The organism is Methylorubrum extorquens (assembly GCF_024169925.1).
GTDB classification, from domain to species: domain Bacteria; phylum Pseudomonadota; class Alphaproteobacteria; order Rhizobiales; family Beijerinckiaceae; genus Methylobacterium; species Methylobacterium extorquens_A.
On the sequence record NZ_JALJXF010000001.1, the window covers coordinates 1,351,401 to 1,376,240 of the forward strand.

At 70.4% G+C, this 24,840-nt stretch carries 18 protein-coding genes; 12 read left to right on the plus strand and 6 right to left on the minus strand.

Annotated elements, in window-relative coordinates; genetic code table 11:
• Positions 1-33: 33 nt before the first annotated feature.
• On the plus strand, positions 34-858 hold the full coding sequence (locus J2W78_RS06570; protein WP_253369080.1) for a sulfotransferase family protein: 825 nt from the start codon (positions 34-36) through the stop codon (positions 856-858).
• Positions 859-865: 7 nt separating this feature from the next.
• On the opposite strand, the gene J2W78_RS06575 is transcribed toward J2W78_RS06570, so the two are convergent.
• Positions 866-1,963, minus strand: a complete 1,098-nt coding sequence (locus J2W78_RS06575; protein WP_253373985.1) for an HD-GYP domain-containing protein — start codon at positions 1,961-1,963, stop codon at positions 866-868.
• A gap of 236 nt (positions 1,964-2,199) precedes the next feature.
• Between J2W78_RS06575 and J2W78_RS06580 the strand changes: the two genes are divergently transcribed.
• The 6 genes from J2W78_RS06580 to J2W78_RS06605 all read left to right on the plus strand — a co-directional run bounded on the left by J2W78_RS06580 (position 2,200) and on the right by J2W78_RS06605 (position 8,317).
• A complete protein-coding gene (locus tag J2W78_RS06580; RefSeq protein WP_253369082.1) occupies positions 2,200-2,616 on the plus strand; it encodes an HIT domain-containing protein in 417 nt (138 codons plus the stop codon).
• Positions 2,617-2,626: 10 nt separating this feature from the next.
• Positions 2,627-3,598: an NAD(+) diphosphatase gene (gene nudC, locus J2W78_RS06585; RefSeq protein WP_253369084.1), complete on the plus strand. Its 972-nt coding sequence runs from the start codon at positions 2,627-2,629 to the stop codon at positions 3,596-3,598.
• Between the two features lie 172 nt (positions 3,599-3,770).
• Positions 3,771-4,613, plus strand: coding sequence for a tryptophan synthase subunit alpha (gene trpA / locus J2W78_RS06590; RefSeq protein ID WP_253369086.1), 843 nt, complete (start codon positions 3,771-3,773; stop codon positions 4,611-4,613).
• A 131-nt stretch (positions 4,614-4,744) separates the two neighbouring features.
• Positions 4,745-5,662 (plus strand): acetyl-CoA carboxylase, carboxyltransferase subunit beta, encoded by a 918-nt coding sequence (gene accD, locus J2W78_RS06595; protein WP_253369087.1) that lies wholly within the window; start codon positions 4,745-4,747, stop codon positions 5,660-5,662.
• A 32-nt stretch (positions 5,663-5,694) separates the two neighbouring features.
• The gene (locus J2W78_RS06600; protein ID WP_253369089.1) at positions 5,695-7,020 is read left to right on the plus strand and encodes a bifunctional folylpolyglutamate synthase/dihydrofolate synthase; all 1,326 of its coding nucleotides are present in this window, start codon (positions 5,695-5,697) and stop codon (positions 7,018-7,020) included.
• 409 nt (positions 7,021-7,429) lie between these two features.
• Entirely contained in the window at positions 7,430-8,317 is an 888-nt protein-coding gene (locus J2W78_RS06605; protein WP_253369090.1) for an outer membrane protein, read from the plus strand.
• Between the two features lie 135 nt (positions 8,318-8,452).
• On the opposite strand, the gene trxA is transcribed toward J2W78_RS06605, so the two are convergent.
• A complete protein-coding gene (gene trxA, locus J2W78_RS06610) occupies positions 8,453-8,773 on the minus strand; it encodes a thioredoxin (RefSeq protein ID WP_183437853.1) in 321 nt (106 codons plus the stop codon).
• Positions 8,774-9,114: 341 nt separating this feature from the next.
• Between trxA and J2W78_RS06615 the strand changes: the two genes are divergently transcribed.
• Positions 9,115-10,401, plus strand: a complete 1,287-nt coding sequence (locus J2W78_RS06615) for a PQQ-dependent sugar dehydrogenase (protein WP_253369092.1) — start codon at positions 9,115-9,117, stop codon at positions 10,399-10,401.
• An 86-nt stretch (positions 10,402-10,487) separates the two neighbouring features.
• On the opposite strand, the gene addA is transcribed toward J2W78_RS06615, so the two are convergent.
• Both addA and addB read right to left on the minus strand, forming a co-directional pair.
• Positions 10,488-13,931 carry a double-strand break repair helicase AddA gene (gene addA / locus J2W78_RS06620; protein WP_253369094.1) on the minus strand — a complete coding sequence of 1,148 codons (3,444 nt, stop codon included), beginning with the start codon at positions 13,929-13,931 and terminating at the stop codon, positions 10,488-10,490.
• Positions 13,928-17,071, minus strand: coding sequence for a double-strand break repair protein AddB (addB, locus tag J2W78_RS06625; protein ID WP_253369095.1), 3,144 nt, complete (start codon positions 17,069-17,071; stop codon positions 13,928-13,930). Before addB ends, addA begins: the two co-directional genes overlap by 4 nt.
• A gap of 225 nt (positions 17,072-17,296) precedes the next feature.
• Between addB and J2W78_RS06630 the strand changes: the two genes are divergently transcribed.
• A complete protein-coding gene (locus J2W78_RS06630; protein ID WP_253369097.1) occupies positions 17,297-18,733 on the plus strand; it encodes a phospholipase D-like domain-containing protein in 1,437 nt (478 codons plus the stop codon).
• On the opposite strand, the gene J2W78_RS06635 is transcribed toward J2W78_RS06630, so the two are convergent.
• Complete coding sequence (locus tag J2W78_RS06635) at positions 18,624-19,403, minus strand: endonuclease/exonuclease/phosphatase family protein (protein WP_253369099.1); 780 nt, start codon at positions 19,401-19,403, stop codon at positions 18,624-18,626. The genes J2W78_RS06630 and J2W78_RS06635 overlap by 110 nt on opposite strands.
• Before the next feature lie 79 nt (positions 19,404-19,482).
• Positions 19,483-20,322, minus strand: coding sequence for an enoyl-CoA hydratase (locus J2W78_RS06640; protein ID WP_253369101.1), 840 nt, complete (start codon positions 20,320-20,322; stop codon positions 19,483-19,485).
• Positions 20,323-20,463: 141 nt separating this feature from the next.
• Here J2W78_RS06640 and J2W78_RS06645 point away from each other — a divergent pair, with 141 nt between their 5' ends.
• The 3 genes from J2W78_RS06645 (at position 20,464) to ahcY (ending at position 24,429) form a co-directional block, all read left to right on the plus strand.
• A complete protein-coding gene (locus J2W78_RS06645; RefSeq protein ID WP_253369104.1) occupies positions 20,464-21,075 on the plus strand; it encodes a nitroreductase family protein in 612 nt (203 codons plus the stop codon).
• A gap of 124 nt (positions 21,076-21,199) precedes the next feature.
• Positions 21,200-22,840, plus strand: a complete 1,641-nt coding sequence (locus tag J2W78_RS06650) for an AMP-binding protein (RefSeq protein WP_253369105.1) — start codon at positions 21,200-21,202, stop codon at positions 22,838-22,840.
• Between the two features lie 182 nt (positions 22,841-23,022).
• Complete coding sequence (gene ahcY, locus J2W78_RS06655; protein ID WP_056197519.1) at positions 23,023-24,429, plus strand: adenosylhomocysteinase; 1,407 nt, start codon at positions 23,023-23,025, stop codon at positions 24,427-24,429.
• Positions 24,430-24,840: the final 411 nt, after the last annotated feature.

Sequence of the window (24,840 nt, forward strand, 5' to 3'; positions counted from 1 at the left end):
TCACGGCGACGCAGTGCCGAACGGAGGCCGAGCATGACGACAGCGACGGTTCACCCGGCCGAGAGCGGGTTACTCGATTTCGTCGTTGCGGGCGCGCAGAAATGCGGGACCACGACTCTGTATGCCTACCTCGATGGGCATCCCAGCGTCAGCATGGCGAATCCGAAGGAAACGCACTTTTTCGATACGGAAACCACCGACTGGTCGCGGCCCGACTATGCGCGCCTTCATTCCCTCGTTCCACCCGGCGGAACGATCTCGGGAGAAGCCACGCCGGTCACGCTCTACTGGCTACCAGCGCATGAGCGGCTTCGCGCCTACAATCCCCATCTCAAGATCATCCTGCTGTTTCGCGATCCGATCGACCGCGCCTATTCCAACTGGCGCATGGTCCGGCGCTTTTCGGAAGCGGGCGTCACGGTCGGGGGGCAAGCCGTGGAGACGCTGCCGTTCGGAGTGGCCATACGCGACGGCCGGCGCCGGATGGCCGAGCATGTCGAGGTTCCCGGCCTCAACCGGTGGTGGGCCTATGTGGAGCGCGGCCTCTACGCCGAGCAGGTGCGTCACTTCCGGCGTTTCTTCCCGGCGGAGCAGTTCCTGCTTCTGAACTTCGACGACATCCGCAACGACCCCAGTGCCCTGCTGGCACGCGTCGCCGGGTTCCTCGACATCGATCCGGATCGTTTCACCACGGAGCGGCTCACCGAGAACCTCGGCGGTGATCGTGAGGACGAGGGACCGGACGAGGACGACATCCGGTATCTGTCCGAACTCTACAGGGACGATCTCGTCGCGTTCCAAGCGATGTCGGGGCTGGATCTCTCGACGTGGCGGACGTGGCGCGCCGTCCGGGGCTGAAGGGTCGTCAGGGCCCGGCATCGCTCCGTCGAACGGACGGCCTTGCGCCGCGCTCCTCCACCAGGGCGACGATATCGTCCCAGCGCGAGAGGAAGGCGGCGACGCAGGCCGGGTCGAAATGCCGGCCCGCCTCCGCCTCGACATGCGCACGCGCCCGCTCAAGGGACCAGGCGGGCTTGTAGCTGCGCGCGGAGATCAGCGCGTCGAACACGTCGGCCACCGCGACGATCCGGCCGGAGCGGGGAATCTCCTCGCCCTTGAGGCCGCGGGGATAGCCGGTGCCATCCCAGCGCTCATGGTGGGTCAGCGCGATCTCGGCGGCGATCTGGAGCAGGCGCGAGGGGCTGTCGTGCAGCATGTGGTAGCCGCGCAGCGCATGCTGGCGCATCTCCTCCCACTCGTCGGGGGTGAGGGGGCCGGCCTTCATCAGGATGTGGTCGGGGACCGCGATCTTGCCGATGTCGTGCATGGTCGAGGCCAAAGCCACGTCGTCGGCCTCCGCCGACGACAGACCGAGCCCCTCGGCCACGGCGATGACGCAGCCGGCCACGTGGGTGAGATGGTCACCGGCGTTGTCGTCGCGAAACTCGGCTGCCAGCATCAGGCGACGGATCAACTCGCGCTCGCGCGCCGTGGCCTCGGCCACCGCCCGCGCCGCATCGCGCCGCATGGCACGCGCCCGGTCGTCGCTCTCCCGGCGCGCCAGGGCGAGTTCGATCAGAACACCGACCCGGTCCTGCAATTCGAGGGCGTCGAAGGGCTTGGACAGCACGTCGGTGGCGCCGGCCTCGCGGCCGATCCGGCGCAGGCTCCGGGCATCGCCGCCGGCCACCAGCAGGATCGGCGTCCGGACGAGGCTCTCGCACTCCCGCAGGGCGCGGATCAGGGCCGGAGCGTCGAAGCGTTCGGGCTCGGCCTCCAGCACGATCACCTTAGGGTCCTCGGCGATCAGGTCGTCGATCACACGGCTCGACACCGCGAGGATGCAGGCGCTGCAGGGCTGCCCGCGCAAAGCGAGGACGAGGGGAGCCGGGGTTCGCGCCGCCACGATGGCGACCACCGTGTCCCGGCTTCGCTCCCCGCTTCCTTGCGCGCCGCCCGTCATCGCGTCATCCACGGCGATCCCGGCATGGCCCGCCGCCCGCCGACTCCCGATCGCTGCCCCCCTGCGTGCCAGAATATGGTTAACCGGGATTTGAGATGGCGTGACCGACCTTCGGGTGCCCAGGCCTCCTGCGGAGACCGGCCGCCACGGTCGGGGACGGCACGGGTCCGACGCGTCGCCCCGGCCGGCCCGAAAACCAGGCGCCACTTTTCAGGCCGGCGCGCTAGATTCCCGGCATGACCGACGCCTTTCCCCTCGATCCGCGGCTCGCCGCCGATACCCACCCCGTGGGCGATCTCGCCCTCTGCTCCGTCCTGCTGATGGACGATGCACGCTTTCCTTGGCTGATCCTGGTGCCGCGGCGGCCGGGCTTGAGCGAAATTACCGACCTCACGCCGGAGGATGCGAGCCTCGCCTTCGAGGAGACGCGTATCGCGGTCAGGGTCATGCAGGCGCTCGCCCAGCCGGACAAGGTCAACGTCGCAAGCCTCGGCAACGTGGTGGCGCAGCTCCACATCCACGTCGTGGCCCGGTTCCGCTCGGACCCGGCCTGGCCCGGGCCGGTCTGGGGCGTCGGCGAGCGCAGGCCCTATCCGCCGCATGCCCGCGCCGCCCTGCTCGAACGGGCCGCCGCCCTGTTCGTGGCCGCGTGAGGCGACCCGCATGACAGGCGCGCCCACCACGCCCGGACGTGATGCCCTCGCCTATGCCGCGAGCCGCCTCGTGCGCCACTCCGCCGAATTCGGCCCGGCCCCCGACCTGGGGCAAGCCGGGCCGGACGCCCGCCTCGTGCTGATGGCGGGCGAGACGGTGATCCTGCGCGCCGCGCCGGCGGAGACCGGAACGGCCCTTCTCACGCCCGACGAGGCCGGCCGGGCGGGGGAGCGCGCCATCGAAATCTACCTCGGACGGGTCGAGGGGCGTCCGGTCTTCGCCGGCGCCGTCCCGGAGGAGGCGGCCCTCCTGTTCCCCGCGCCCGGCCACCGCGCCCTCGATCTGCGGGCGCTCGCCGCCGAGGGCGCGGTGGCCCGTGAGGAGCAGGGGCTCATCGCCACCGCCAAGTCGGTGCTGGCTTGGCACGCCCGGCACCGGTTCTGCGCCAATTGCGGCAGCCCGACCACGGTCGCCGCCGGAGGCTTTCGCCGGGAATGCGGGACTTGCGGGCTGCACCACTTTCCGCGCACCGATCCCGTGGCGATCATGCTGGTGCGGCGGGGCGAGGCCTGCCTGCTCGGGCGCGGGCCGCATTTCAAGCCGGGGATGTATTCCTGCCTCGCCGGCTTCATCGAGCCCGGTGAGACGGTCGAGGCCGCCGTGCGCCGCGAGACTCGCGAGGAGACCGGCGTCGCGGTCGGCGCCGTCGCCTATCACGCCTCGCAGCCCTGGCCGTTCCCGGCCTCGCTGATGATCGGATGCGTCGCCGAGGCGTTGTCGGAGGCGATCCGCACCGATCCCGACGAGCTGGACGATGCGCGCTGGTTCACCCGCGCCGAGGTGGCGCACATGATCGCGGGCACCCATCCCGAGGGCCTGTCCGTGCCGCCGGCCACCGCCATCGCCCACCTGCTGCTGCGCGACTGGGTCGAGGGTGTCATCGAGGGCGCCATCGGAGCCGCGCCGGACCCGGACGCGTGAGCCCGGCGCCGCCTGCGCTTCACGGACGCGAGCGGATGGTGTAGGCGCCCCCACTTGGCCGGGAAACCGGCCGAGGAATTGGCCGGGGAAGCCGGGCCCTGCGCGGCGGCCCGGCTCCGGGGGAACCGTGCCCCGGGCCTCAAGGCCGGACGTACCGCCGGGAGCGAGAACCATGACCGCCCGCATCGATGCCGCCTTCGCCCGCTGCCGCGCGGAAGGACGTGCCGCCCTCGTCACCTACGTGATGGCGGGCGACCCCGATCCGGAAACCTCGCTCAAGGTGCTCGAAGCCCTGCCGAAGGCCGGGGCCGACATCGTCGAGTTCGGCCTGCCCTTCACCGATCCCATGGCCGACGGACCGGCGATCCAGGCGGCGGGCCTGCGGGCGCTGAAGGTGGGCCAGGACCTGCGCGGCACCCTCGCCCTCGTCCGCCGCTTCCGCGAGGGCGACGACCGGACGCCCGTGGTGCTGATGGGCTACTACAACCCGATCCATACCTACGGCGTGCCCCGCTTCCTGGACGATGCGCGGGCGGCCGGCATCGACGGGCTGATCGTCGTCGATCTGCCGCCGGAGGAGGACGAGGAACTCTGCCTGCCGGCGCTCGCGAAGGGGATCGCCTTCATCCGCCTCGCGACCCCGACGACCGACGACAAGCGCCTGCCGGCGGTTCTCGCGAACACCGCGGGCTTCGTCTACTACGTGTCGATCACCGGCGTGACCGGCACGGCGACCCCGGATTTCGGACGGGTGTCGCAGGCGGTGAGCCGGATCGCGGCCCATACCGACCTGCCCGTGGTCGTCGGCTTCGGCGTGAAGACCGGCGCGCATGCGGCCGAGATCGCCCGCGGCGCCGACGGCGTGGTGGTGGGCTCGGCCCTCGTCGATGCGCTGGCCCGCAGCCTCGAACCCGGCGACCGGGCCGGGAACGGCACGGTGGAAGCGGTGGCCGCCCTGGTGCGCGAGCTGGCGCAGGGTGTCCGCAGCACCACCAAGGTGCCGGCCGGAGCCTGAACCCGACCGCAGTCGCCGCGAGGGGGGATTCTTCCGGAGCCTACCGAGCGGGAACCTCCCCTGGGATCGGGGCGGCGGCGATCCGATATCGTTGTGGCAAGAGTACGCGGTAGGACAGGGAGTCTGACGCCATGGTCGAGCCGATGAACTGGATCTCGGAGGTCGTACGGCCCCGGATCAAGACGCTGTTCAAGCGCGAGACGCCGGAGAACCTCTGGGTCAAGTGCCCCGACACGGGCCAGATGGTCTTCCATAAGGAAGTCGAGCAGAACCACTGGGTCATTCCCGGCTCCGAACACCACCTCAAGATGTCTTCCACGGCGCGTCTCAAGATGATGTTCGACGAGGGCACCTGGATCGACGTGCCGCTGCCCGAGGTTCCGACCGATCCGCTCAAGTTCCGCGACGAGAAGCGCTACGTCGACCGTCTCAAGGAGGCGCGGGCCAAGACCGGGATGCCCGACGCGTTCAAGATCGGCTTCGGCCGGGTCGGCAGCCTCCCGATGACGATCGCGGCCCAGGAATTCGGCTTCATGGCCGGCTCTCTCGGCATGGCCGGCGGCGAAGCCTTCGTCCGCGGCGCCGAGACCGCGCTCGAGAAGCGCACCCCTTACGTGTTGTTCGCGGCCTCCGGCGGCGCGCGGATGCAGGAGGGTATCCTCTCCCTGATGCAGATGCCCCGCACCACGGTCGCCGTGCGCCGGCTGCGGGCCGCCCGGCTGCCCTACATCGTGGTGCTGACGAACCCGACCACCGGCGGCGTCACCGCCTCCTACGCCATGCTTGGCGACGTGCATCTGGCCGAGCCCGGCGCGCTGATCTGCTTTGCCGGCCCCCGTGTCATCGAGCAGACGATCCGCGAGAAGCTGCCCGACGGCTTCCAGCGGGCGGAGTATCTGCGCGAGCACGGCATGGTCGATCAGGTCGTCCACCGGCACCAGCTCAAGGAGACGATCAGCCGGCTCTGCGGTTTGCTGATGGATGTGCGCCGGGACTCCGGCACCGCCTCCGAGCCGACCGCTCCCGAACCCGTGCCCAACGCGGCCTGAACTCAATCCGCGACAGAAGGTCTCCGCGCGAGATGGAATCCTCCGACGCGTTGATGGCGCGCTTCCTCGCCCTGCATCCGCGCACGATCGACTTGTCGCTCGGGCGCATCGAGCGTCTGCTCGCGGCTCTGAACCATCCCGAGCGGCGGCTGCCGCCGGTGATTCACGTCGCCGGCACCAACGGCAAGGGCTCGACCATCGCCTTCATGCGGGCGATCCTCGAGGCCGGCGGGCTGGCCGCGCACGTCTACACCTCGCCGCACCTCGTGCGCTTCCATGAGCGCATCCGCCTCGGCGGCATCGGCGGCGGCCATTACGTCGCCGAAGACCGGCTCGCCGACGCCTTCGCCCGCTGCGAGGCGGCCAACAAGGGCGATCCGATCACCGTGTTCGAGATCACCACGGCCGCCGCCCTGCTGTTGTTCTCCGAATGCCCCGCCGACGTGCTGCTGCTGGAAGTGGGCCTCGGCGGACGCGTCGACGCCACCAATGTCATCGACAACCCGGCCTGTGCCGTGGTCACCCCGATCGGGCGCGACCATGCCGAGTATCTCGGCGACACCGTCGAGGCGGTGGCGATGGAGAAGGCCGGCATCTTCAAGCGCGGCTGCCCGGCGGTGATCGCCGCCCAGGATTATGCCGGGGCCGACGCCGTCCTCTGCCGCCAAGCCGAGAGGGTCGGCGCGGTGCCGGTGCGGATCGGCAACCAGGACTTCTCCGTTCACGAGGACAGCGGACGCTTCGTCTACCAGGACGAGATCGACCTGTTCGATCTGCCCCGCCCGCGCCTGGCCGGACGCCACCAGCTCACCAATGCCGGCACCGCCATCGCGGCTCTGCGCGCGGCGGGCTTCGGCGACATCGGCACGGTGGCCCTCGAAGCCGGCCTGCGCAACGTCGATTGGCCGGGCCGGCTTCAGCGCCTCGTACGCGGGGCGCTCGCCGAGCGGATGCCCAAGGACGCCGAGCTGTGGCTCGACGGCGGCCACAACGCCGATGGCGGGCGGATCCTCGCCGCCGCCATGGCCGATCTCGGCGAGCGCAGCGACGTGCCGCTCGTCCTGATCGTCGGGCTGCTCGGCACCAAGGATGCCGAAGGCTTCCTGAAGAACTTCGTCGGCCTTGCCCGCTCGCTGGTGGCGGTGCCGATCACCGGCCAGATGGCCGCGCGGCCGGCCGAGGAAGTGGCGGAGATCGCCCGTGAGGTCGGCCTGTCGGCCGAGGCCGCCCCGAGCGTCGAGGCGGCCCTGGCAGCCCTGTCGGACACGGTCTTCGAGCGCCCGCCGCGGGTCCTCATCTGCGGTTCGCTTTACCTCGCGGGCGCCGTGCTCGAAGCCAACGGCACGATCCCGGTCTGATACTGTTTCCGCCTGATCGAACCGGACATTCGACGAGACAATACGAGGGCCGGAGATCCGCGCCGCAAGGCCATCGGTCGGCAAACCACACGGGGCGGGAGCGATTCGCGCCTCGCGCCGGGTGCCGGCTCTGCCGCCGCCCGACGAAAGAGTCTTCGCCGACCTTCCGTCGTCCAGCCCGTGACCTGTCGAATCCTGCAACGGACGCGACGGTCTCTGCGCATCGTCTCGGCGATCTGTGCATCCTGATCGCCGGGACGACGTAAATCTGGTTTCGGCCTCCCAGCGCACCGGATGCAACCGCTCGCCGGGTCGTTTGTCGCGCCGTGGGTGTGGCCTGTTCGCTACATCTCAGGTCAAGGAAATGGTCTAGCTTGTGGGCGATCGGGTTTCTGCTGGGGATCAACAAGTGAAAAAACTTCTCACCTCTCTCGCCGCCTTCACGGCGCTGACCGCCGCGGCCTCCGCCGCCGACCTGCCGCGCCGCGCCGCTCCGCCGGTCTTCACGCCCATCCCGGTGTTCACCTGGACCGGTTTCTACGCCGGTTTCAACGCCGGCTACGGCTTCGGCGTCGAGGACAACGGTGCGGCTCCGGTCGTCGGCGTGAACAGCCTGACCGGCCTCGTGCGTCCCGGCCAGACGGCCGTCATCGCCTTCGGCGGCAACAACCGCAACGACGGCTTCGTCGGCGGTGGTCAGATCGGCTACAACTACCAGTTCACCCCGGGCTCCGGCGTCGTCGTCGGTATCGAGGCTGACGCTCAGTACGTCGACTTCGGCCGCAACCGGAACCAGTTCTCGGTCGTGAACAGCAACCCGGCCTTCCCGGGCATTGCCGCGCAGCAGGCGTTCAGCCCGAATGGCGTGTCCAGCCTCGACTTCTTCGGCACCGTCCGCGGTCGCCTCGGCTACGCCTTCGACCGCGTCCTGTTCTACGGCACCGGCGGCTTCGCCTACGGCGCCGGCGGCGGCCGTCAGTTCGGCCTGCCGAACTCCTCGACCGACGACTTCCGCACCGGCTACACCGCTGGCGGTGGTGTCGAGTACGCTCTCCCGACCGACTCGTTCCTGAACTTCTTCCGCTCCTCGGCGGTGACGCTGAAGGTCGAAGGTCTGTACGTGAACCTCGATCGCGGCGGCGGTGCCCTCAACGGCGCCTTCGCGGTGAACAACGCCGGCACGGTCATCACCACGGCCTCCCCGGGCGTGGTCGTCGTCTCCGGCCCCTCGCGCCGCAACGACACCGAGTTCGCCGTCGTCCGCGCCGGCCTGAACTACAAGTTCGGCAGCTACTAAGCCGAACCTTCGATAAAAGGGTCTCGAAACCAGGGAGCCCGGCCGCAAGGCCGGGCTTCTTGCGTTTCGCGCGCCATCACGTGCGCAAAGACACGAAAAAAGCCCGGCCTCGCGGCCGGGCTTTCTCGGGTTGTGTCAGGCGCTCGCCTGAATCCAGCGCGAGAGATCGCCCTTGGGGGCAGCGCCGACCTTCTGGCTGGCGAGCTTGCCGTCCTTGAAGATCATCAGCGTCGGAATCGAGCGGATGCCGTAGGTCGAGGCGATGCCGGGGTTCTCATCGACATTGACCTTGACGATCTTCACCTTGCCCTGGAGATCAACGGAGATCTCTTCCAGCGCCGGGCCGATCTGCCGGCAGGGGCCGCACCACTCCGCCCAAAAATCCACCACGACGGGCTCGGCGGACTGCAGAACGTCCTGCTCGAAGCTCGCATCGGTCACTTTCACGGTCGCCATCGTAGGTCCTTTCGACACGCGGGTCCCACGCGGGTGCATGGAGGGCCCCTGCGCAGAGGGCACCGAGAGCGGGTTCGGCGCCTCACGGTGAGGCGAGAATTGGCGACGCCTGACCGCCCGGTCAAGGCATCCCGCCCCGGCCGCAGGTCTGGCAGGCCGAACCCACATGGATAAGCCTGCGTTCGTCCCCGCAATCCCCCTGCCGGCATCCCTGCCTACGGCCGCGCTTCGTGACGAACCCCGTTGCGAGTCCGGCCCCTTGCACAGCCCAACCCTCGCCGTGGGCCGCCTGCGCCCCATTTGGCGGGCAAGATCGGCGACCCGCACAAGGATCAATCGACGTGACGCGCACCCTTTCCCTCTTGCTCGCCACCGTTGCGGCCCTCGGCCTCGATGCCCCTGCCTTCGCTCAGCAGCCGTCCGGACAGGAGACGCGCTCGCCCCGCATTGAGGGTGAATCCTTTCAGGCGCCGGCCGCGCCGAGCGCCGGCACGTCGGTCGCCGAGAAGGAGCCGCCGAACACCGAGTACAAGCCGCTCCTGCCCAACCAGACCCGGGCGCCGGAGCCCGCGCAGAAGACCGAGTTCGAGACCGCCGTCGTGGCCAAAGGCCTGGAAAGCCCCTGGGCGATGGAGTTCCTGCCCGATGGGCGCATGATCGTGACCGAGAAGGCCGGCAAGATCCGCATCGTCGCCAAGGACGGCACGGTCGGTCAGCCGGTGGCCGGCGTGCCGAAGGTCGATCCGAAGGGGCAGGGCGGCCTGCTCGACATCACACTCAGCCCGAGCTTCGCCGCGGATCGCACGGTGTACTTCAGCTACAGCGAGCCGCGCGACAAGGGCAACGGCACCACGGTGGCCAAGGCCAAGCTGATCGAGAGCGACGGCAAGGCCAAGCTCGACGACGTCAAGGTCATCTTCCGGCAGATGCCGACCTATGACGGCGACAAGCATTTCGGCTCGCGCCTCGTCTTCGCGCCCGACGGCAAGCTGTTCGTCACGGTGGGCGAGCGCTCCGACAAGCAGACCCGCGGGCAGGCACAGGATCTGACGAGCGGGCTCGGCAAGGTGTTCCGCATCGACACCGACGGCTCCGCGCCGAAGGACAACCCCTTCACCGGCGGCGAGAAGGCCAAACCCGAGATCTGGTCCTACGGCCACCGCAACGTCCAGTCCGCTGCCCTGGACAGCCAGGGCCGGCTCTGGACCGTGGAGCACGGCCCCCGCGGCGGCGACGAGCTGAACCGCCCGCGCCCCGGCCTGAACTACGGCTGGCCGGTGGTCACCTACGGCATCGAGTATTCCGGCGAGAAGATCGGCGACGGCCAGACCCAGGCCGGCGGCACGGTGCAGCCGGTCTATTACTGGGATCCGGTGATCGGCCCCTCGGGCATGGCGCTCTACGACAAGGACCTGTTCCCGGCCTGGAAGAATCAGTTCCTCGTTGGCGGCCTCGTCAGCACCGGGATCGTCGCGCTCAAGCTCGACGGCGACAAGGTCGTCACCGAGGAGCGCATCCCGCTGGAACACCGCGTCCGCGACGTGCGGGTCGGCCCCGACGGCGCCGTCTACGCGGTGACCGAGGATGACGGCCAGATCGTCAAGCTGACCCCGAAGAAGGGCGGCTGAGGCTTACCAACCCGCAGCGACGTCCCCTCTCCCCGCAAGCGGGGCGAGGGGGATGTACGGCCAACGTGTCGTCATCGACGATGCCGTCAAAGCCCGAGCCGCGATCCCTCCACCCGCCGCACCACCGGTCCCGAGGTCCAGACCAGCAGCGCCACGATCGCGTGCTCGGGCCAGATCGCGGCGGCGAGCCGTGCGTAGAGACTGACCTGGGCCGCCTCGCGCTCCGGCAGGGGCGCGTCGTCCTCGGGCGGGCGGCCGGTCTTGAAGTCACAGAGGATCACCCGGCCGTCCTCGACGACGAGGCGGTCGATCCGGCCGGTGACGTCGCGCTCGATCCCCTCGACGATGATCCGGCCCGAGAGTGCCACCTCCGCACGGGCTTGGGCCGAGAACAGCGGCGCGAGGTCCGGCGCCTCGATCAGCCGTAGAACCGAGCGGACGAGGTCCTTGCGCTTAGCCTCCTCCAGGGTCGGCGCGCGGGCACGGGCGAAGCGGTCGGCGGCCTCCGCGCGCCGGGCCGGCTCGATCCGCGGCAGGTGTTCGAGAAGCGAGTGGACCAGGGCGCCGCGACGGCGGGCCTCGGCATCCCCCAGGCGCCGCCGGGACTGGCGCTGCTCGTCCGCCGCGCCGAGCGCGCCCGAGGGACTCAGCGGCGGCGCGGCCTCGGCCTCCGGCGCCGCGGCCGAGAACAGCCAGTCCGGCACCACCTCGGGTTCCGGCGGAGCGGTGGCTTCAACGGCGGCGGCGGGCGCGGCGGCCGCGCCGTCGCGCCAGATCGTGATCGGCCCGTGCTCGGTCTCGAGCGCTTCGCCAGCCCCCAGCCCCCGCTCCAGGCCGATGCGGACCATCTCGCACCACGAGGCCGGTGTCTCCCGCGTCGCCCCGCGATAGGGCGCGATGACGAGGTGGTCGGCGGCCCGCGTCATGGCGACGTAGAGCAGGCGGTTGTGCTCCTCCCGCGCCCGCGCCTGAAGCGCGGAGCGGGCCGTGAGCGTCGCCGCGCAATCCTGCGTGCGCCCGCCGGTCCAAACCGGCGGCAATGGGCCGTCGGCGGAGTGGTCGAGGCCGAGCAGCGGCGGGTCGTTGCGGCCGAGCGGCTCGCAGCCGTCGATGACGACGACGACCGGGGCCTCCAGGCCCTTGGCACCGTGGACCGTCATAACCCGCACCTCGTCGCGGCCCGATTCGAGATCGCGCTTGACCGAGAGGCCGCTCTTATTCCGGCCGGGCCGCACGATGTAGTCGGCGAGGAACGCGTCGAGGCAGGGTGCATCGCCGCCATTCTCGGCGTCGGCGGCCTGAGCCAGGAACACGTCGATGGCATCGCCTGCCTCGCCGCCGAGCCGTGCCACCAGCCGGCTGCGCCCGCCATGGGGGCCGAGCAAGGCGGCGTAGAAGCCGAACGGGCCGTTCTCCGCCGAGAGCTGGATCCAGAGCCGCAGGGCCGCAAGGCCGCGGATCGCCGCCCCGTCGCCGGCCTCCGCGTGGCGGGTCAGGGCGTCTTCCAGCGTTTCGGCGAAGGGGCGGCGGGCGCAGATGCGGTTGAGGTCGTCGTCGCTGAGGCCGACCAAGGGCGTCTTGAGGGCGGTGGCGAGCGTCAGGTCATCGGCCGGCAGCAGCCCGGCGCGGCCGGCTGCGACGAGGTCGAGCACGGCGATGTGCCCCGCGACCTCGAGCCGGTCCTGGCCCGCCACCGGCACGCCGAGTCCCTTCATCGCCCGGATCACCTCCTCGAAGGCGGCCGAGCGCTTACGCACGAGGATCAGCACGTCGCCCGGCCGCCAGACCCGGCCGCAGGCATCGCCCTTCGTCGTCCAAATCTTGACCGCGCGGGCGATGCGGCGGGCGGTGACGATGGCCGGGGCGTTGGGCTCCGGCGCATCGACGGGAGCGGCCCAGGCGTCGGGCTCCTCGGCATCCGCCGGCTCCTCGATGCCCCAGAGTTCGACCGCGCCGGGCACCCCGGCGCGGGCGGAGGCGTGGACCGTGCCCGGCGCGCCCGCATCGAAGGAGAGGCCGGCGAAGTGCTCCGGCACGCCGAACACGGCATCGACCGCCGCGAGCACGTGGTTCGCGGTGCGGAACGAGAGCCGCAGGCTGACATCGGCGAAATCGAGCCCGGCGCCTTCCGCCGCCTGTTCCCAAGCGCGGCGGGTCAACTCGAATTCCCGCGGGTCGGCGCCCTGGAAGCTGTAGATCGACTGCTTGGGGTCACCCACGGCGAAGCGCGTGCGGGTGAGGCCGCGCGCGCCTTCGCCGGCCGCGAACTCGGCGGTGAGCGTGCGCAGGATCTCCCATTGCTGCGGGTTGGTGTCCTGCGCCTCATCGACGAGGACGTGATCGACGCCGCGGTCGAGCTTGTACAGCACCCAGGAGGCGCCGACCCGCGAGAGCAGATCGAGGGTCTTGTGGATCAGGTCGTCGAAATCGAGAGCGCCAAGACGGGTCTTCTGCGCCTCGACCCGGCGGTGGATCTCGGCGGCCAGCCGAAACAGGCCCAACGTCCGGGCGAGCGCGCGGGCGGCGCGCAGGCTGTCGAAGAGCGGGATGAGGCGGGCCTGCTCGTCGAGCAGCGCCTGCTTCACGTCCTCCGGCACCGCCTTGGTGCCGAAGGATTTGGCCGCGCGCGGCTCGTCCTTGTCGGTGAAGAAGACCGAGCGGTAGGGGGCGAGCGCCTTGCCCGTATCGAGGGCGGCCTGCGCCGCCACGAGCCCGTCGGCGAGTTTCTCGTCCGTTGCCTTGCCGGTGCGCAGCCGGCCCGCGAACTCGCGCCAGTCGCCGAGGCTGCTGCCCTCCAGGATCTCCGTCTCGATGGTCTCGACGCTGGCGCCGTCCGGGAGCGCCAGGGCGCGCGGCAGGCGGGCCAGCGCCGGCTCCAGGGCGCGGTGATCGGAGAACAGGGCGCGGGTCCGCATGGCCGAGCGGATCGCGTCGCGTAGCGTATCGCCGGAGGCTTCCGCGCCGACCACGGCGAGCGCATCGGAGAGCGCTTGGTTACCGCCGAGGATCGCGTCGGCGAGCACGTTGTCGGTCTCGATCTCGAACGCCTCGCGCGACTGGTTGTCGTCGAGCACCACGAAGCGGGCCGGCACGTTGGCCTCGAACGGGAACATATGCAGCAGCCGCTCGCAGAGCGCGTGCAGGGTCTCGATCTTGAGGCCGCCCGGCGTCTCGACGGCGCGGGCGAACAGACGGCGGGCGAGCCGCAAGGTGTCGCGGGCGGGCCGCTCGCCGGTGAGTTCGGTGAGCTCCGCGGTCAGCGCCGCGTCGTCCAGCGTCACCCAGCGGCCGAGGCGCTGGAACACGCGGATCGACATGTTGGCGGCCGCCGCCTTGGTGAAGGTGAGGCAGAGGATGCGGCCGGGTGGTGCCCCGTCGAGGAGCAAGCGCAGCACCCGGTCGGTGAGCACCTTGGTCTTGCCCGCCCCCGCATTGGCCGAGACCCAGGCCGAGAGGCGCGGGTCGGCGGCCCGGCGCTGGGCCCCCTTGGTCAGGTCATCGACGGTGAAGCCGGTCAGCGGGGCGTTCACGCGGCTTCTCCTTCGCCGCCCAGCGACCATTCGAGCACGCGGGCGAGGTGATCGTACTCGTTGTAGGCGCGCTCGTATTGCGGATAGGGGCGCGACAGGTAGGCGGCTTCGCCGGTCATGTAGCGGGCGATCAACCCGCGCAGGCGCTGCCAGTGCTCCTCGACGATGGCCTCGACCGCCCGCGCATCACCCGGCGGCGGCTTGATCGGGATCGGCCGGAACGGCTCGCGCCCGCCCGAGGCGTGGACGTAGAGCAGATCCGGCGGGGAGGCGGCCTTCAGCCCCTCGAAGGCGCCGTGCATCAGCATTGCCGCCTCCAGGGTGAGCTGGGGCGAGAAACCGGCGAAGACCGTGCGGTTGCTCGGCGGCGTGCCGGTCTTGAAATCGACGATGCAGTAGCTGCCGTCGGCGCGGGCCTCGATCCGGTCGGCGCGGGCCGAGAGGGTGAAGGTTCGCTCGCCCAGGGGGATCGTCACCTTGCCCGAGCGCTCGGCGTGGATCGTGCGCAAGCCCTGACGCTGGCTCGCCTCCCATTCGAGGAAAGCGACGGCCATGCGCTCGTAGCGGGGAAACCACTCGGCGTAGAGTTCCGGGTACTGATCCTCAAGCGGGCCGAACGCATCTAGGGCGATGGTCAGGAGTAGGGTTTCAGCGTCTGCCGGCAGCGCGCCGGGATGGGCTGCGGAAAAATCGCCGAGGACCTTGTGGATCAGGCTGCCGCGCTCGGCCGCGCCCGGCACCACGGCGATCGGCTCCAGTGCTTCCAATCCCAGGATATGCCGGGCGTAGATCGAGTAGGGGTCGCGCACCAGCGTCTCGATCTCGGTGACGCTGAGGCGCTCCGGGAACAGCGCCGGGTCGGGCTTCGGCGCCGGGCGCTTGAGGCGCGGCGGCGCTGCCTCCTGGCCGCGGTCGAGCCGCGCGGCGAGCCCGCGCAGGCGCCCGCCGCGGGCGATGGCCCCGGCCCAGACCGCATCCCCGCCGAAGGCGCGCAGGCGCTGGAGGAAGCGCGACGGCACGGTCGGCGAGCCCTCCCGCTTGGCCGCGCGGGTCACGACGGCATCGTGGGTGCCGAGCCCCTGCACGAAATCGTGGGCAGCCTGGCCGATCCGCCGCTCCGGCGGGCTCAGGCCCACATCCCCGCGCATCGGCCGGTTGAGAAAGGCGTCGGTGGTCTGGCGCACCGGCCAGACCGCCTCGTCGAGCCCACCCAGCACGATGCGATCGACGGAGAGCAGGCGCGCTTCGAGCGGCCCGAGGATGCGCAGGCGCGGATGCGCGTCCCGCTGCGCGCAGGCCACGGTGCGGTCGCGAGCGAGCGCGGTGAAGAAGGCGGCGTAGTCGGAGAACCGGCCCGGCAGCTCTTCCTGCTCGGCGGATTCGAGAGCGTCGAACAGGCCGTCGAGGGTCTCGAGGGAGGGATCGTCGGTCTCGTCCGCGTCGCCATCCTCCGCCCCGCCCATCATCCGCTCGCAGGCCTGGCGGTGCCCGGCGGCGAGCGCTACGAGGTTGCCGATCTCGGGCTGCCGATCGGTGCGGAACACATCGAGGGCGATCTCCAGCCGGTCGAGGATTTGCTCGGCCAGATCCCAATCGACCGGCTTCAGGCGCTTCTTGGCGCGCGGCACCCGCTCGGTGGCGTTCCGTTGCAGCGTCACCGCCGCGCGCATCCCATCGAAACTGTTCTTCGGAATCGGGGCGGGGCCGCGTAGCCCCCCGATTTCCAGGGCCGCGGCCGCGCGCACGACCTCGCTGCGGGTGAGCCCGAGCCGGACGAAGGGGTGGGCGAGAAGCGCGATGACGCGGGCCGGTGCCATCTCGGCGGCGAGTTCGGCAACGAGCCGGGCGAAGCGCCCCGCCTGCGAGCGCGCCAGACTCAGGCCCGCTGAATCCTCCGCCGTGATGCCCCAGCGCGCGAGTTCGGCCGAGACGCGCAGCGCCAATCCGCGGTCGGGCGTGACGAGGGCCGCGGTGGCGCCGGGTGTCTCCAGCGTTTCGCGGAGCGCCAGCGCGGCGACCAGCGCCTCCTCGCGCTCGTCCGCCGCCTCGACCACGGCGAGGCCCGCCATGCCCTCCTGCGCGAGGGTCATCCGCTCGGCCGCATCGAGCCCGGCCCAGGCGTCGGTGGTCTCGGCCGGGCGCAGGGCCTGCGACAGCAGCTTTTCGCGTGCCACCGCCTCGGGCGGGAGAGCCCCTAGCGTCTCGATATCCTGACGCTCGACGGCAAAGCCCCTCGGCCCGGTCAGCGCACGCAGGATTGCCTGCGGATGGCCGTGGGCGACCTCCTCGCGCTTGCCGCCGGCGCCGTCGATGGCCTCCCAGCCCTCCGCATCGAGGTGCAGGTCGAGCCCCGGCAGCACCACCGCGCCGCGGGGCAGGCGGGCCACCGCCGCGATCAGCCGGGCAGTGGCGGGCACCGAGCCGGTGGAGCCGGCCACGACCACCGGATCGCCCGGCCGCTCGCGGAAGAGCCGGTCGGCCTCGGCCAGCACGAGGCGGCGGGCGCGGGCGGTGGGGTCGGCCAGCGAACGGGCGGCGAGGATGTCGGGCCAGTGCTCGGCGGCGATCTTCAGGAAGTCGAGGGTGAGGCGGAAATAGCGCGAATGCTCGGCCTCCACCGCGGCCGCGATCTCGCTCCAGGGCAGTCCCTCGACGGTCAGCGCGTCCATCAGCCCTTCGAGGTCGGCGGCGAGCGCCACCGCGTCGGCAGGGGAGGAGGGGACGAGAAAGGGCACCTCGTCGTCGATGGGCAGGAGTTCGCGGTCCACCGTCTCCGCCCATTTCTGAACGAGGCGGGCCAGGATCAGCCGGCGCTCCAGCGCGGGGATCGAGGGGTAGAGCAGGTCTTCCGGCGTCTCCAGAAGCGTGTTGGACGAGAGGTCGAGCTCCGCCTCGTCGGCCTCGCCCAGCGGGATCATCCGCGGCAGCAGGGCCGCGCCGCCGAGGCGTTGCGCCAGCACGGTCGAGAGTGCGCGCACCGCCCGCTGCGTCGGCAGGTAAAGCGTTACCGAGGCCAGCGCCAAGGGATCGCCGCCGACCGCGCCAACGAGGCGGCCCGAGACGAGGGCGTCCGCCAGCGTCGGCAGGAACGGCGCGCCGGGGGGAATCGTGAAGACGCGGGGGGCGGCGCTCGCGGACATGCTCGACGGTTTGAACCTGAGGCTCTGCGGCCGGGACCGACCACCTGAGGGCAAGATGGTGAAGGCTTTCGAAAAGAGGCAGGCGCCGGCCTCGGCCGCTCCGCCCGTCGTTCGAGCTTTGTTCTAGCATGTGGCGGCGATTTGTGGAGGGCCGCCTGTTCGCCGCACCAGGCTTGGCTTATCTCCTCCGCCGTTCCCCGACAGGGCAGCGCAGTAGGCGGACCGGTGGAAGAAGTTTTCATCCGATGGCTCGGCTCGACGGCCTCGCTCCGCAGCGAGATCGTCACGGCCATCGGCCTCGTGCTCACGTTCGGCGTCAGCGTCCATGTGCTGCTGCGCAAGCGCGTGGTCGGCGCGGCGATCGGCTGGATCGGGCTGGCTTGGCTGGCACCTGTGTTCGGGACGTTGCTCTACCTCACCTTCGGCATCAACCGGGTGGAGCGGCGCGCCCGCCGGCTGAAGCGGCGCCCCTCGCAGACCATCGACGAGACGCCGCAGCCCTCCGCCCACGTGCCCGAGCGCTACCACGCCCTCGACTTGGCGGTGCAAGCGGTCACCGGCCTGCCGACGGTGGCGGGCAATCGGTTCGAGATGTTCCGCAACGGCGACGAGGCCTATCCGGCGATGCTGGCGGCGATCGGTGAGGCGCGCCGCAGCGTCGCCCTGTCGAGCTACATCTTTCGCGACGACGCCACCGGCCGCGCGTTCTGCGACGCGCTGAAGGCGGCGCAGGATCGCGGCGCCGAGGTGCGCGTGATCCTCGACGGCATCGGCAGCGGCTATTTCTTCCCGGCCGCGTGGCGGCATCTGCGCCGGCTCGGGGTGCCGGCCGGCCTGTTCATGCACTCCGTCCTGCCCTGGCGGATGCCGTTCCTGAACCTGCGCACGCACAAGAAGCTGCTGATCCTCGACGGGAGGGTCGCCTTCACCGGCGGCGTCAACATCTCCGACGGCAACCGGGTCTCGGAGAAGCCGGACTTTCCGATCCGCGACACGCATTTCCGGATCGAGGGCCCGGTGGTCGAGCACCTGACCCAGGCCTTCATCGCCGATTGGCTGTTCGTCAGCGACGAGGAGTTGGAAGGCGAAGCGTGGCTGCCGCCACTGGCGCCGGCCGGCGCGGTCACCGCCCGCGTCGTCACCTCCGGCCCGGACGCCGATATCGAGAAGATCGCGACCGTGGTGCTCCAGGCGATCGCCTGCGCGAAGGAGTCGATCCGGCTGACGACGCCCTATTTCCTGCCCAACGAACTCGTGCTGAACGCACTCAGCCTCGCGGCGGCCCGGGGGATCGCAGTCGATGTCGTCATCCCGCGCGAGAGCGACCACCGCTTCGTCGATTGGGCGACCCGCGGCCATATCGATCCGCTCCTGAAGAGCGGCGTGCGGGTCTGGATCGACGAGCCGCCCTTCGATCACTCGAAGGCGATGACCGTCGATGGGCAATGGTGCTTCATCGGCAGCGCGAATTGGGATTCGCGCAGCTTCCGCCTGAACTTCGAGCTCAACGTGGAGGTCTACGACGTGGCGCTGGCCCGGGCGCTCGAAGCGTTCATTGCGACGAAGTTTCAGACCCCCCTGCGCCAGGCCGACCTCGACGCCCGCTCGCTCCCCGTACGCCTGCGCGACGCAGCCGTCCGACTGCTTCTGCCATACCTCTGAGCCGGCCGACCGAGGCGGTCCCCTCCGGCGCGGGGGAGAGGTGCACCACGATCGGGTGATGGTCGGAGAGCCCGCGGGGCAGGACCATGCGCTCGTGGCAGACGAGCCCGCGCACGAGGCAGCGGTCGAGCCGCAGCGGCAGCACATCGACCATGGCGTGGGTCGGCCGCCGGGGGCCGACATCGCGGAAGCCCGGCAGCAGCGCCGGGCCGACGATGTTGTAATCGCCGAGCACCGCAGCGCGCGGCGGCAGGTGGCTCTCGATCCGCCGCAACTGGCGCCGATTCAGCACCTGCCCGTGCGAGAGATGCACGTTGGCGACGCCGAACTCGCCGGTGTCGAGCACCTGGCAGACCCGGTCGATCAGTACCCCCGGGGGAAGGGTGACGATCTCGGGCGGGTTGGGCCACGGCGTCGGGCTCCACATCGCCGGACCGTGGATGCGGCCGGGCAATTGCGCCCAGGCATAGACCCCGCCGACCCGCTTGGTCAGCGCCGCGATCTCCTTCGTCGCCTCCTGCATCAGTAGGAAATCCGGCCGCTCCTGCTCGATCAGCGTCACGAGGCAATCCACCGCCGCGCCGGTGCGGCGCAGCAGGTTCCAACTCACGATCTTCTTCGTGTTCGGACCCGGCTCGGCGGTAATCGGAGGGGGACGTCTGAGGAGCATGGCAGTCCGTTTGCCCGGATCACGTGACGGCTTCAGGGCGACGGGGAGGCAATGCGCGGAGGGCGGATCGGTTCGCGCATCACTGCGCCGTGCCAGGGTCCTTCCCCTGATTTTGCCCGCGATTCTGCCCATGATTCTTGCGGTCGAGGAAAGCCCCGATGCCGTCTTCCGCCGCCCGCGCCAGCATGTTCTGCGTCATCACCCGGCCGGCATGGGCGTAGGCCTCAGCCAACGGCATCTCCAGTTGCTCGTAGAAGGCCCGCTTGCCGACCCGCACGGTGCATGGGCTGCGCGCGGCGATCCCTGCGGCGAGCGCCTTCGCGGCGGCCAGAGCGCCGCTCGCTTCCACCACGTCGTTGACGAGGCCGAGGCGCCGGGCCTCCACCGCATCCGCCATGTCGGCGGTGAGCAGCATCCGCATCGCCGCCTTGCGCGAGAGGTTGCGCGAGAGCGCTACCATCGGCGTCGAGCAGAACAGGCCGATCTGCACGCCCGGCGTGGCGAAGCGCGCCTGCGCCCCCGCCACGGCCAGATCGCAGGACGCCACGAGCTGGCAACCGGCCGCCGTCGCGACGCCCTCCACCGCGGCGATCACCGGCTGGGGCAAGGCGGGGATCGCCATCATCACGTCTGAGCACAGCGCGAACAGCGCCTCGAACCGTTTCGCGCCGCGGTCGGGGTCGCTGCGGTAGCCCGTCATCTCCTTGAGGTCGTGGCCGGCGCAGAAAGCGGGGCCCGCCCCTGCCAGCACCACGGCGCGCACCGCGTCGTCACCGGCGAGGTCGGCGAAAGTAGCGCGCAGCGCTTCGAGCAAGGCAAGGGAGAGGGCGTTGCGGGCACTCGGCCGGTTGAGCGTCAGGGTCGCGACGCCGTCGCGGTCCTCACGCAGCAGAAGAGGGTTCGTGCCGGTTTCGCCCATGAGCATCCTCGTCGCGCCGATGTCATGAGGCGTGTTCTCGCGCGCCGTGACAAGCGCGGCAATGCCGCCCCCTAGCCCGCTGTTGTGCGGTGCCATACCGTGCGCCGCACCAAAGCCCTGCCAGCCTGGAGATCGCCTCCGTTGACCGACGAGACCACCCGCCCCACCACCCGCACGCCCGACCACGCCATCGAGCCGATCTTCGCCGAGCGCTGGTCGCCACGCGTCTTCACCGGGGAGACGGTGCCGGAAGCCGAATTGCTGCGGATGTTCGAGGCGGCGCGCTGGTCGCCCTCATCCTACAATTCGCAGCCCTGGCGCTTCCTCTACGCGCTGCGCGGCACGCCCGAATGGCAGACGTTCTTCGAACTCCTCGTGCCCGGCAACCAGAAATGGGCCGAGGGCACCGGTGCCCTCGTCTTCCTCGTCTCCAGCGAGCGGATGAAGGTCGGCGAGGAATTGAAACCATCGGCCAGCCACTCGCTCGATGCCGGCGCCGCCTCGCTCGCCTTCGCGCTCCAGGCCAACCGTCAGGGCTGGCACGTCCACGGCATGGGCGGCTTCGACCGGGAGCGGGCGCTCACGGTGTTGAACGTCCCCGAGCATCACCGGGTCGAGGCGGCCTACGGGGTCGGACGCGCGACACCCTGGGCGGAATTGAGCGAGGAGCAGAGGGCCAAGGAGCGCCCGAACGGCCGCCGCCCGATCACCGACTTCGCCTTCCGCGGCGGCTTCCCGCAGCAACAAGACTAAGCGCAGACGGCAGAGCGCAGAACGCGGATCGGCGCGGCCTGCACGGGGATGGATGAGAAACACCCGTACGCGCTCGGATGCGGCGCGGCCGGGCGGAAGAGGCGGGCCGGCCCAGCGCTGCCGCATGTTTGAGGACATTGCCGTGCCGGAGCCGGCCAACACCTATGAAAAACTCGTCGCGAATTTCCGCTGGGAGATTCCGGAGCGCTACAACATCGCGGCCGATGTCTGCGACCGCTGGGCGCTGAGCGAGCCCAACCGCACCGCGCTTCTCGTGCTCGGCCCCGACGACCGCCCCGAGCCGGTGAGCTACGGCCGCCTGCGCTCTGATTCCCTGCGGCTCGCGGCGGCGCTGGCCGCGCGCGGCGTCGAACCGGGCGACCGCGTGGCGGTGCTGCTGCCGCAATCGGCAGCGGTGGTGGTGACGCACTTGGCCGCCTACCGGCTCGGGGCGATCGCGCTGCCGCTCGCCGGCCTGTTCGGGGAGGCGGCCCTGCGCCATCGCCTCGCCGATTCCGGCGCACGGGCCATCGTCACAGACGCGGCCGGTCTGGCCAAGCTGGAACGGCTGCGCGCCGACCTGCCGGATCTCATCACGATCCTCTCGGTCGATGGGGCAGGGGAGGCCGCGGAGGATTTCTTCGCGGCCCTGGAGAGCGCCCCGGACGGGTTCGAGACGCGGGCCACCGGGCCCGACGATCCGGCGCTGATGATCTACACCTCCGGCACGACCGGCCTCGCCAAGGGGGCGCTGCACGGTCACCGGGTCCTGCTCGGCCACCTGCCGGGCTGGAGCGTGATGCACGGTTTCCCGCCCGAGGGAGCCGGGCTGATGTGGACCCCCTCCGACTGGGCCTGGGCCGGCGGCCTTCTCAACGTATTGATGCCGTCGCTGCGCCTCGGCATGCCGGTGGTCGCCCGACCGCTCGGCCGGTTCGAGCCGGAGACGGCGTTCCGGCTGATGGCGGATCTGCATGTCACCCACGCCTTCCTGCCGCCGACCGCGCTGCGCATGCTGCGCAGCGTCGCGAACCCGCGTGAGACATTCGACCTCTCCGCCTTGCGCAACATCGCCTCGGCCGGCGAGGCGCTCGGGGCGGAGACCTTCGAATGGGCGCGCGATGCCCTCGGCCTCACCATCGGCGAGGCCTATGGCCAGACCGAGTGCAACCTCGTTCTGGCTTCCAGCGCGCGGATCGGCGTGGCGCGGGCTGGCGCGACGGGCAGGCCGGTGCCCGGCCACCGCGTCGCGGTCCTGCGCGAGGACGGGACCGAGGCCGACGCGGGCGAGACCGGCGAGATCGCCGTTCGCGCCCCCGATCCGGTGCTGTTCCTCGGCTACTGGCGCCAGCCCGAGGCGACCGCCCGGAAATTCCGCGACGGCTGGTGGATGACCGGCGACCAGGCGCGGCGCGACACGGAGGGCTACATCCGCTTCGTCGGCCGCGAGGACGATCTCATCACCTCCGCCGCCTACCGGATCGGCCCGGCCGAGATCGAGGCCTGCCTCTGCGCCCATCCGGCCGTGGCGCTTGCCGCCGCGGTGGGCGTGCCCGACCCGCTGCGCACCGAGACCGTGAAGGCCTTCATCACCCTGCGCGCGGGCTTTTCGCCCTCCGAGGCGCTCGCCGCCGAGATCCTCGCCTTCGCCAAGGCCCGGCTCTCCGCCCACGAGATGCCGCGCGCGCTCAGCTTTCGCGACACCCTGCCGATGACGACGAGCGGCAAGATCATCCGGCGGCAATTGCGGGACGATCCGGCCTGAGCCCCCAGCCGTTCACCCTGGAATTAAACGCATAAAGACATCTTTATGTCTTGATTGCTCCCTAGAGCGAGCCCTGCTACAGGGATGGCCGACCCGGCCGGGTAAACCGGCCGATGCGCCGGGCTGAAGTGCCGAAACGATTGGCCGTTTCGCGCCGGCCACGACTGAAAAGGGATACCGAGATGGCAGTTGCCAACGATTACATCGTCAAGGACATCGGGCTGGCCGATTACGGCCGCAAGGAAATCTCGATCGCCGAGACCGAGATGCCCGGCCTGATGTCGACCCGCGCCGAGTACGGCGCGGCGCAGCCGCTCAAGGGCGCCAAGATCGCCGGCTCGCTGCACATGACGATCCAGACCGCGGTGCTGATCGAGACCCTGAAGGCGCTCGGCGCCGACATCCGCTGGGTGTCGTGCAACATCTACTCGACCCAGGACCACGCCGCCGCCGCCATCGCCGCCGCCGGCATCCCGGTCTTCGCCGTGAAGGGCGAGACCCTGACCGAGTACTGGGACTACACCTCGAAGCTGTTCGACTGGCATGACGGCGGAATGCCGAACATGATCCTCGATGACGGCGGCGACGCCACCATGTTCGTCCACCTGGGCCTGCGCGCCGAGAACGGCGACACCGCCTTCCTCGACAAGCCGGAATCCGAGGAGGAGGAGGTCTTCTTCGCGCTCCTGAAGAAGAAGCTCGCCGAGAAGCCGAAGGGCTGGTTCGCGGGTCTGGCCGACTCGATCAAGGGCGTCTCCGAGGAGACCACCACGGGCGTGCACCGCCTCTACAACCTCGCCAAGGAGGGCAAGCTGCTCTTCCCGGCGATCAACGTGAACGACTCGGTCACCAAGTCGAAGTTCGACAACCTCTACGGCTGCAAGGAGTCGCTGGTCGACGGCATCCGCCGCGGCACCGACGTCATGATGGCCGGCAAGGTCGCGATGGTCGCGGGCTTCGGCGACGTGGGCAAGGGCTCGGCCGCTTCGCTCCGCAATGCCGGCTGCCGCGTGCTCGTCTCCGAGATCGACCCGATCTGCGCCCTGCAGGCGGCGATGGAGGGCTACGAGGTCGTCACGATGGAAGACGCGGCCCCCCGCGCCGACATCTTCGTGACCGCCACGGGCAACAAGGATATCATCACGATCGAGCACATGCGGGCCATGAAGGACCGTGCGATCGTGTGCAACATCGGCCACTTCGACAACGAGATTCAGGTCGCCGGCCTGAAGAACCTCAAGTGGCAGAACATCAAGCCGCAGGTCGACGAGATCGAGTTCGCCGACGGCCACCGCATCATCCTCCTCTCGGAGGGCCGCCTGGTGAACCTCGGCAACGCGACGGGCCACCCGTCCTTCGTGATGTCGGCCTCCTTCACCAACCAGACGCTCGCCCAGATCGAGCTCTGGACGAACCCCGGCAAGTACGAGCGTCAGGTCTACACCCTGCCCAAGGCCCTCGACGAGAAGGTCGCGGCGCTGCACCTCGAGAAGATCGGCGTGAAGCTTTCCAAGCTCCGCCCCGATCAGGCCGCCTATATCGGCGTGTCGCAGACCGGCCCGTTCAAGCCCGAGCACTACCGCTACTGATCGGCCGTCGGGCCTTCGGCTTCCGCGCAGGAAGTCGGAGGCCCGGTGCCGCTCAGCGCAAGATTCGCGAGGAAGCCCGGCCCATGGCCGGGCTTCTTTGCGTTTCGGCGACATCCGCCGCAGGTGCGGCCGGTGACGGATGTGGCCGCGAATCTGTTTTGGCGGTCGCCGCGGCGGCGCGAAGTCAGATGCCGGCCCTGGCCCGACGCCCCGAAAGTCTTAAAAATTCGTCAAGTGCCGATTTTGGCGGTGTGGCTTTTGGGTGCTGTGTGGCGCCGGAATGCAGAGCCGACGGGTTCCGGGCCATAAAGGCGCTTCCAGGCGGAATCGACCCCGCGTTACAGTGGCGCGAATCTTCGGAAGCAGGTGCCCGCGCGGCGGCGGCAAGCCGGTCGCGGCGGTGGGTATTTG

Coding starts and splice junctions, on each gene's coding strand:
- accD (WP_253369087.1), top strand. CDS start 4,745: ATGGTCGAGCCGATGAACTGGATCTCGGAGGTCGTACGGCCCCGGATC.
- trpA (WP_253369086.1), top strand. CDS start 3,771: ATGACCGCCCGCATCGATGCCGCCTTCGCCCGCTGCCGCGCGGAAGGA.
- ahcY (WP_056197519.1), top strand. CDS start 23,023: ATGGCAGTTGCCAACGATTACATCGTCAAGGACATCGGGCTGGCCGAT.
- J2W78_RS06640 (WP_253369101.1), bottom strand. CDS start 20,322: ATGGGCGAAACCGGCACGAACCCTCTTCTGCTGCGTGAGGACCGCGAC.
- addB (WP_253369095.1), bottom strand. CDS start 17,071: ATGTCCGCGAGCGCCGCCCCCCGCGTCTTCACGATTCCCCCCGGCGCG.
- J2W78_RS06575 (WP_253373985.1), bottom strand. CDS start 1,963: ATGACGGGCGGCGCGCAAGGAAGCGGGGAGCGAAGCCGGGACACGGTG.
- trxA (WP_183437853.1), bottom strand. CDS start 8,773: ATGGCGACCGTGAAAGTGACCGATGCGAGCTTCGAGCAGGACGTTCTG.
- J2W78_RS06650 (WP_253369105.1), top strand. CDS start 21,200: ATGTTTGAGGACATTGCCGTGCCGGAGCCGGCCAACACCTATGAAAAA.
- J2W78_RS06600 (WP_253369089.1), top strand. CDS start 5,695: ATGGAATCCTCCGACGCGTTGATGGCGCGCTTCCTCGCCCTGCATCCG.
- J2W78_RS06570 (WP_253369080.1), top strand. CDS start 34: ATGACGACAGCGACGGTTCACCCGGCCGAGAGCGGGTTACTCGATTTC.
- J2W78_RS06635 (WP_253369099.1), bottom strand. CDS start 19,403: ATGCTCCTCAGACGTCCCCCTCCGATTACCGCCGAGCCGGGTCCGAAC.
- J2W78_RS06580 (WP_253369082.1), top strand. CDS start 2,200: ATGACCGACGCCTTTCCCCTCGATCCGCGGCTCGCCGCCGATACCCAC.
- nudC (WP_253369084.1), top strand. CDS start 2,627: ATGACAGGCGCGCCCACCACGCCCGGACGTGATGCCCTCGCCTATGCC.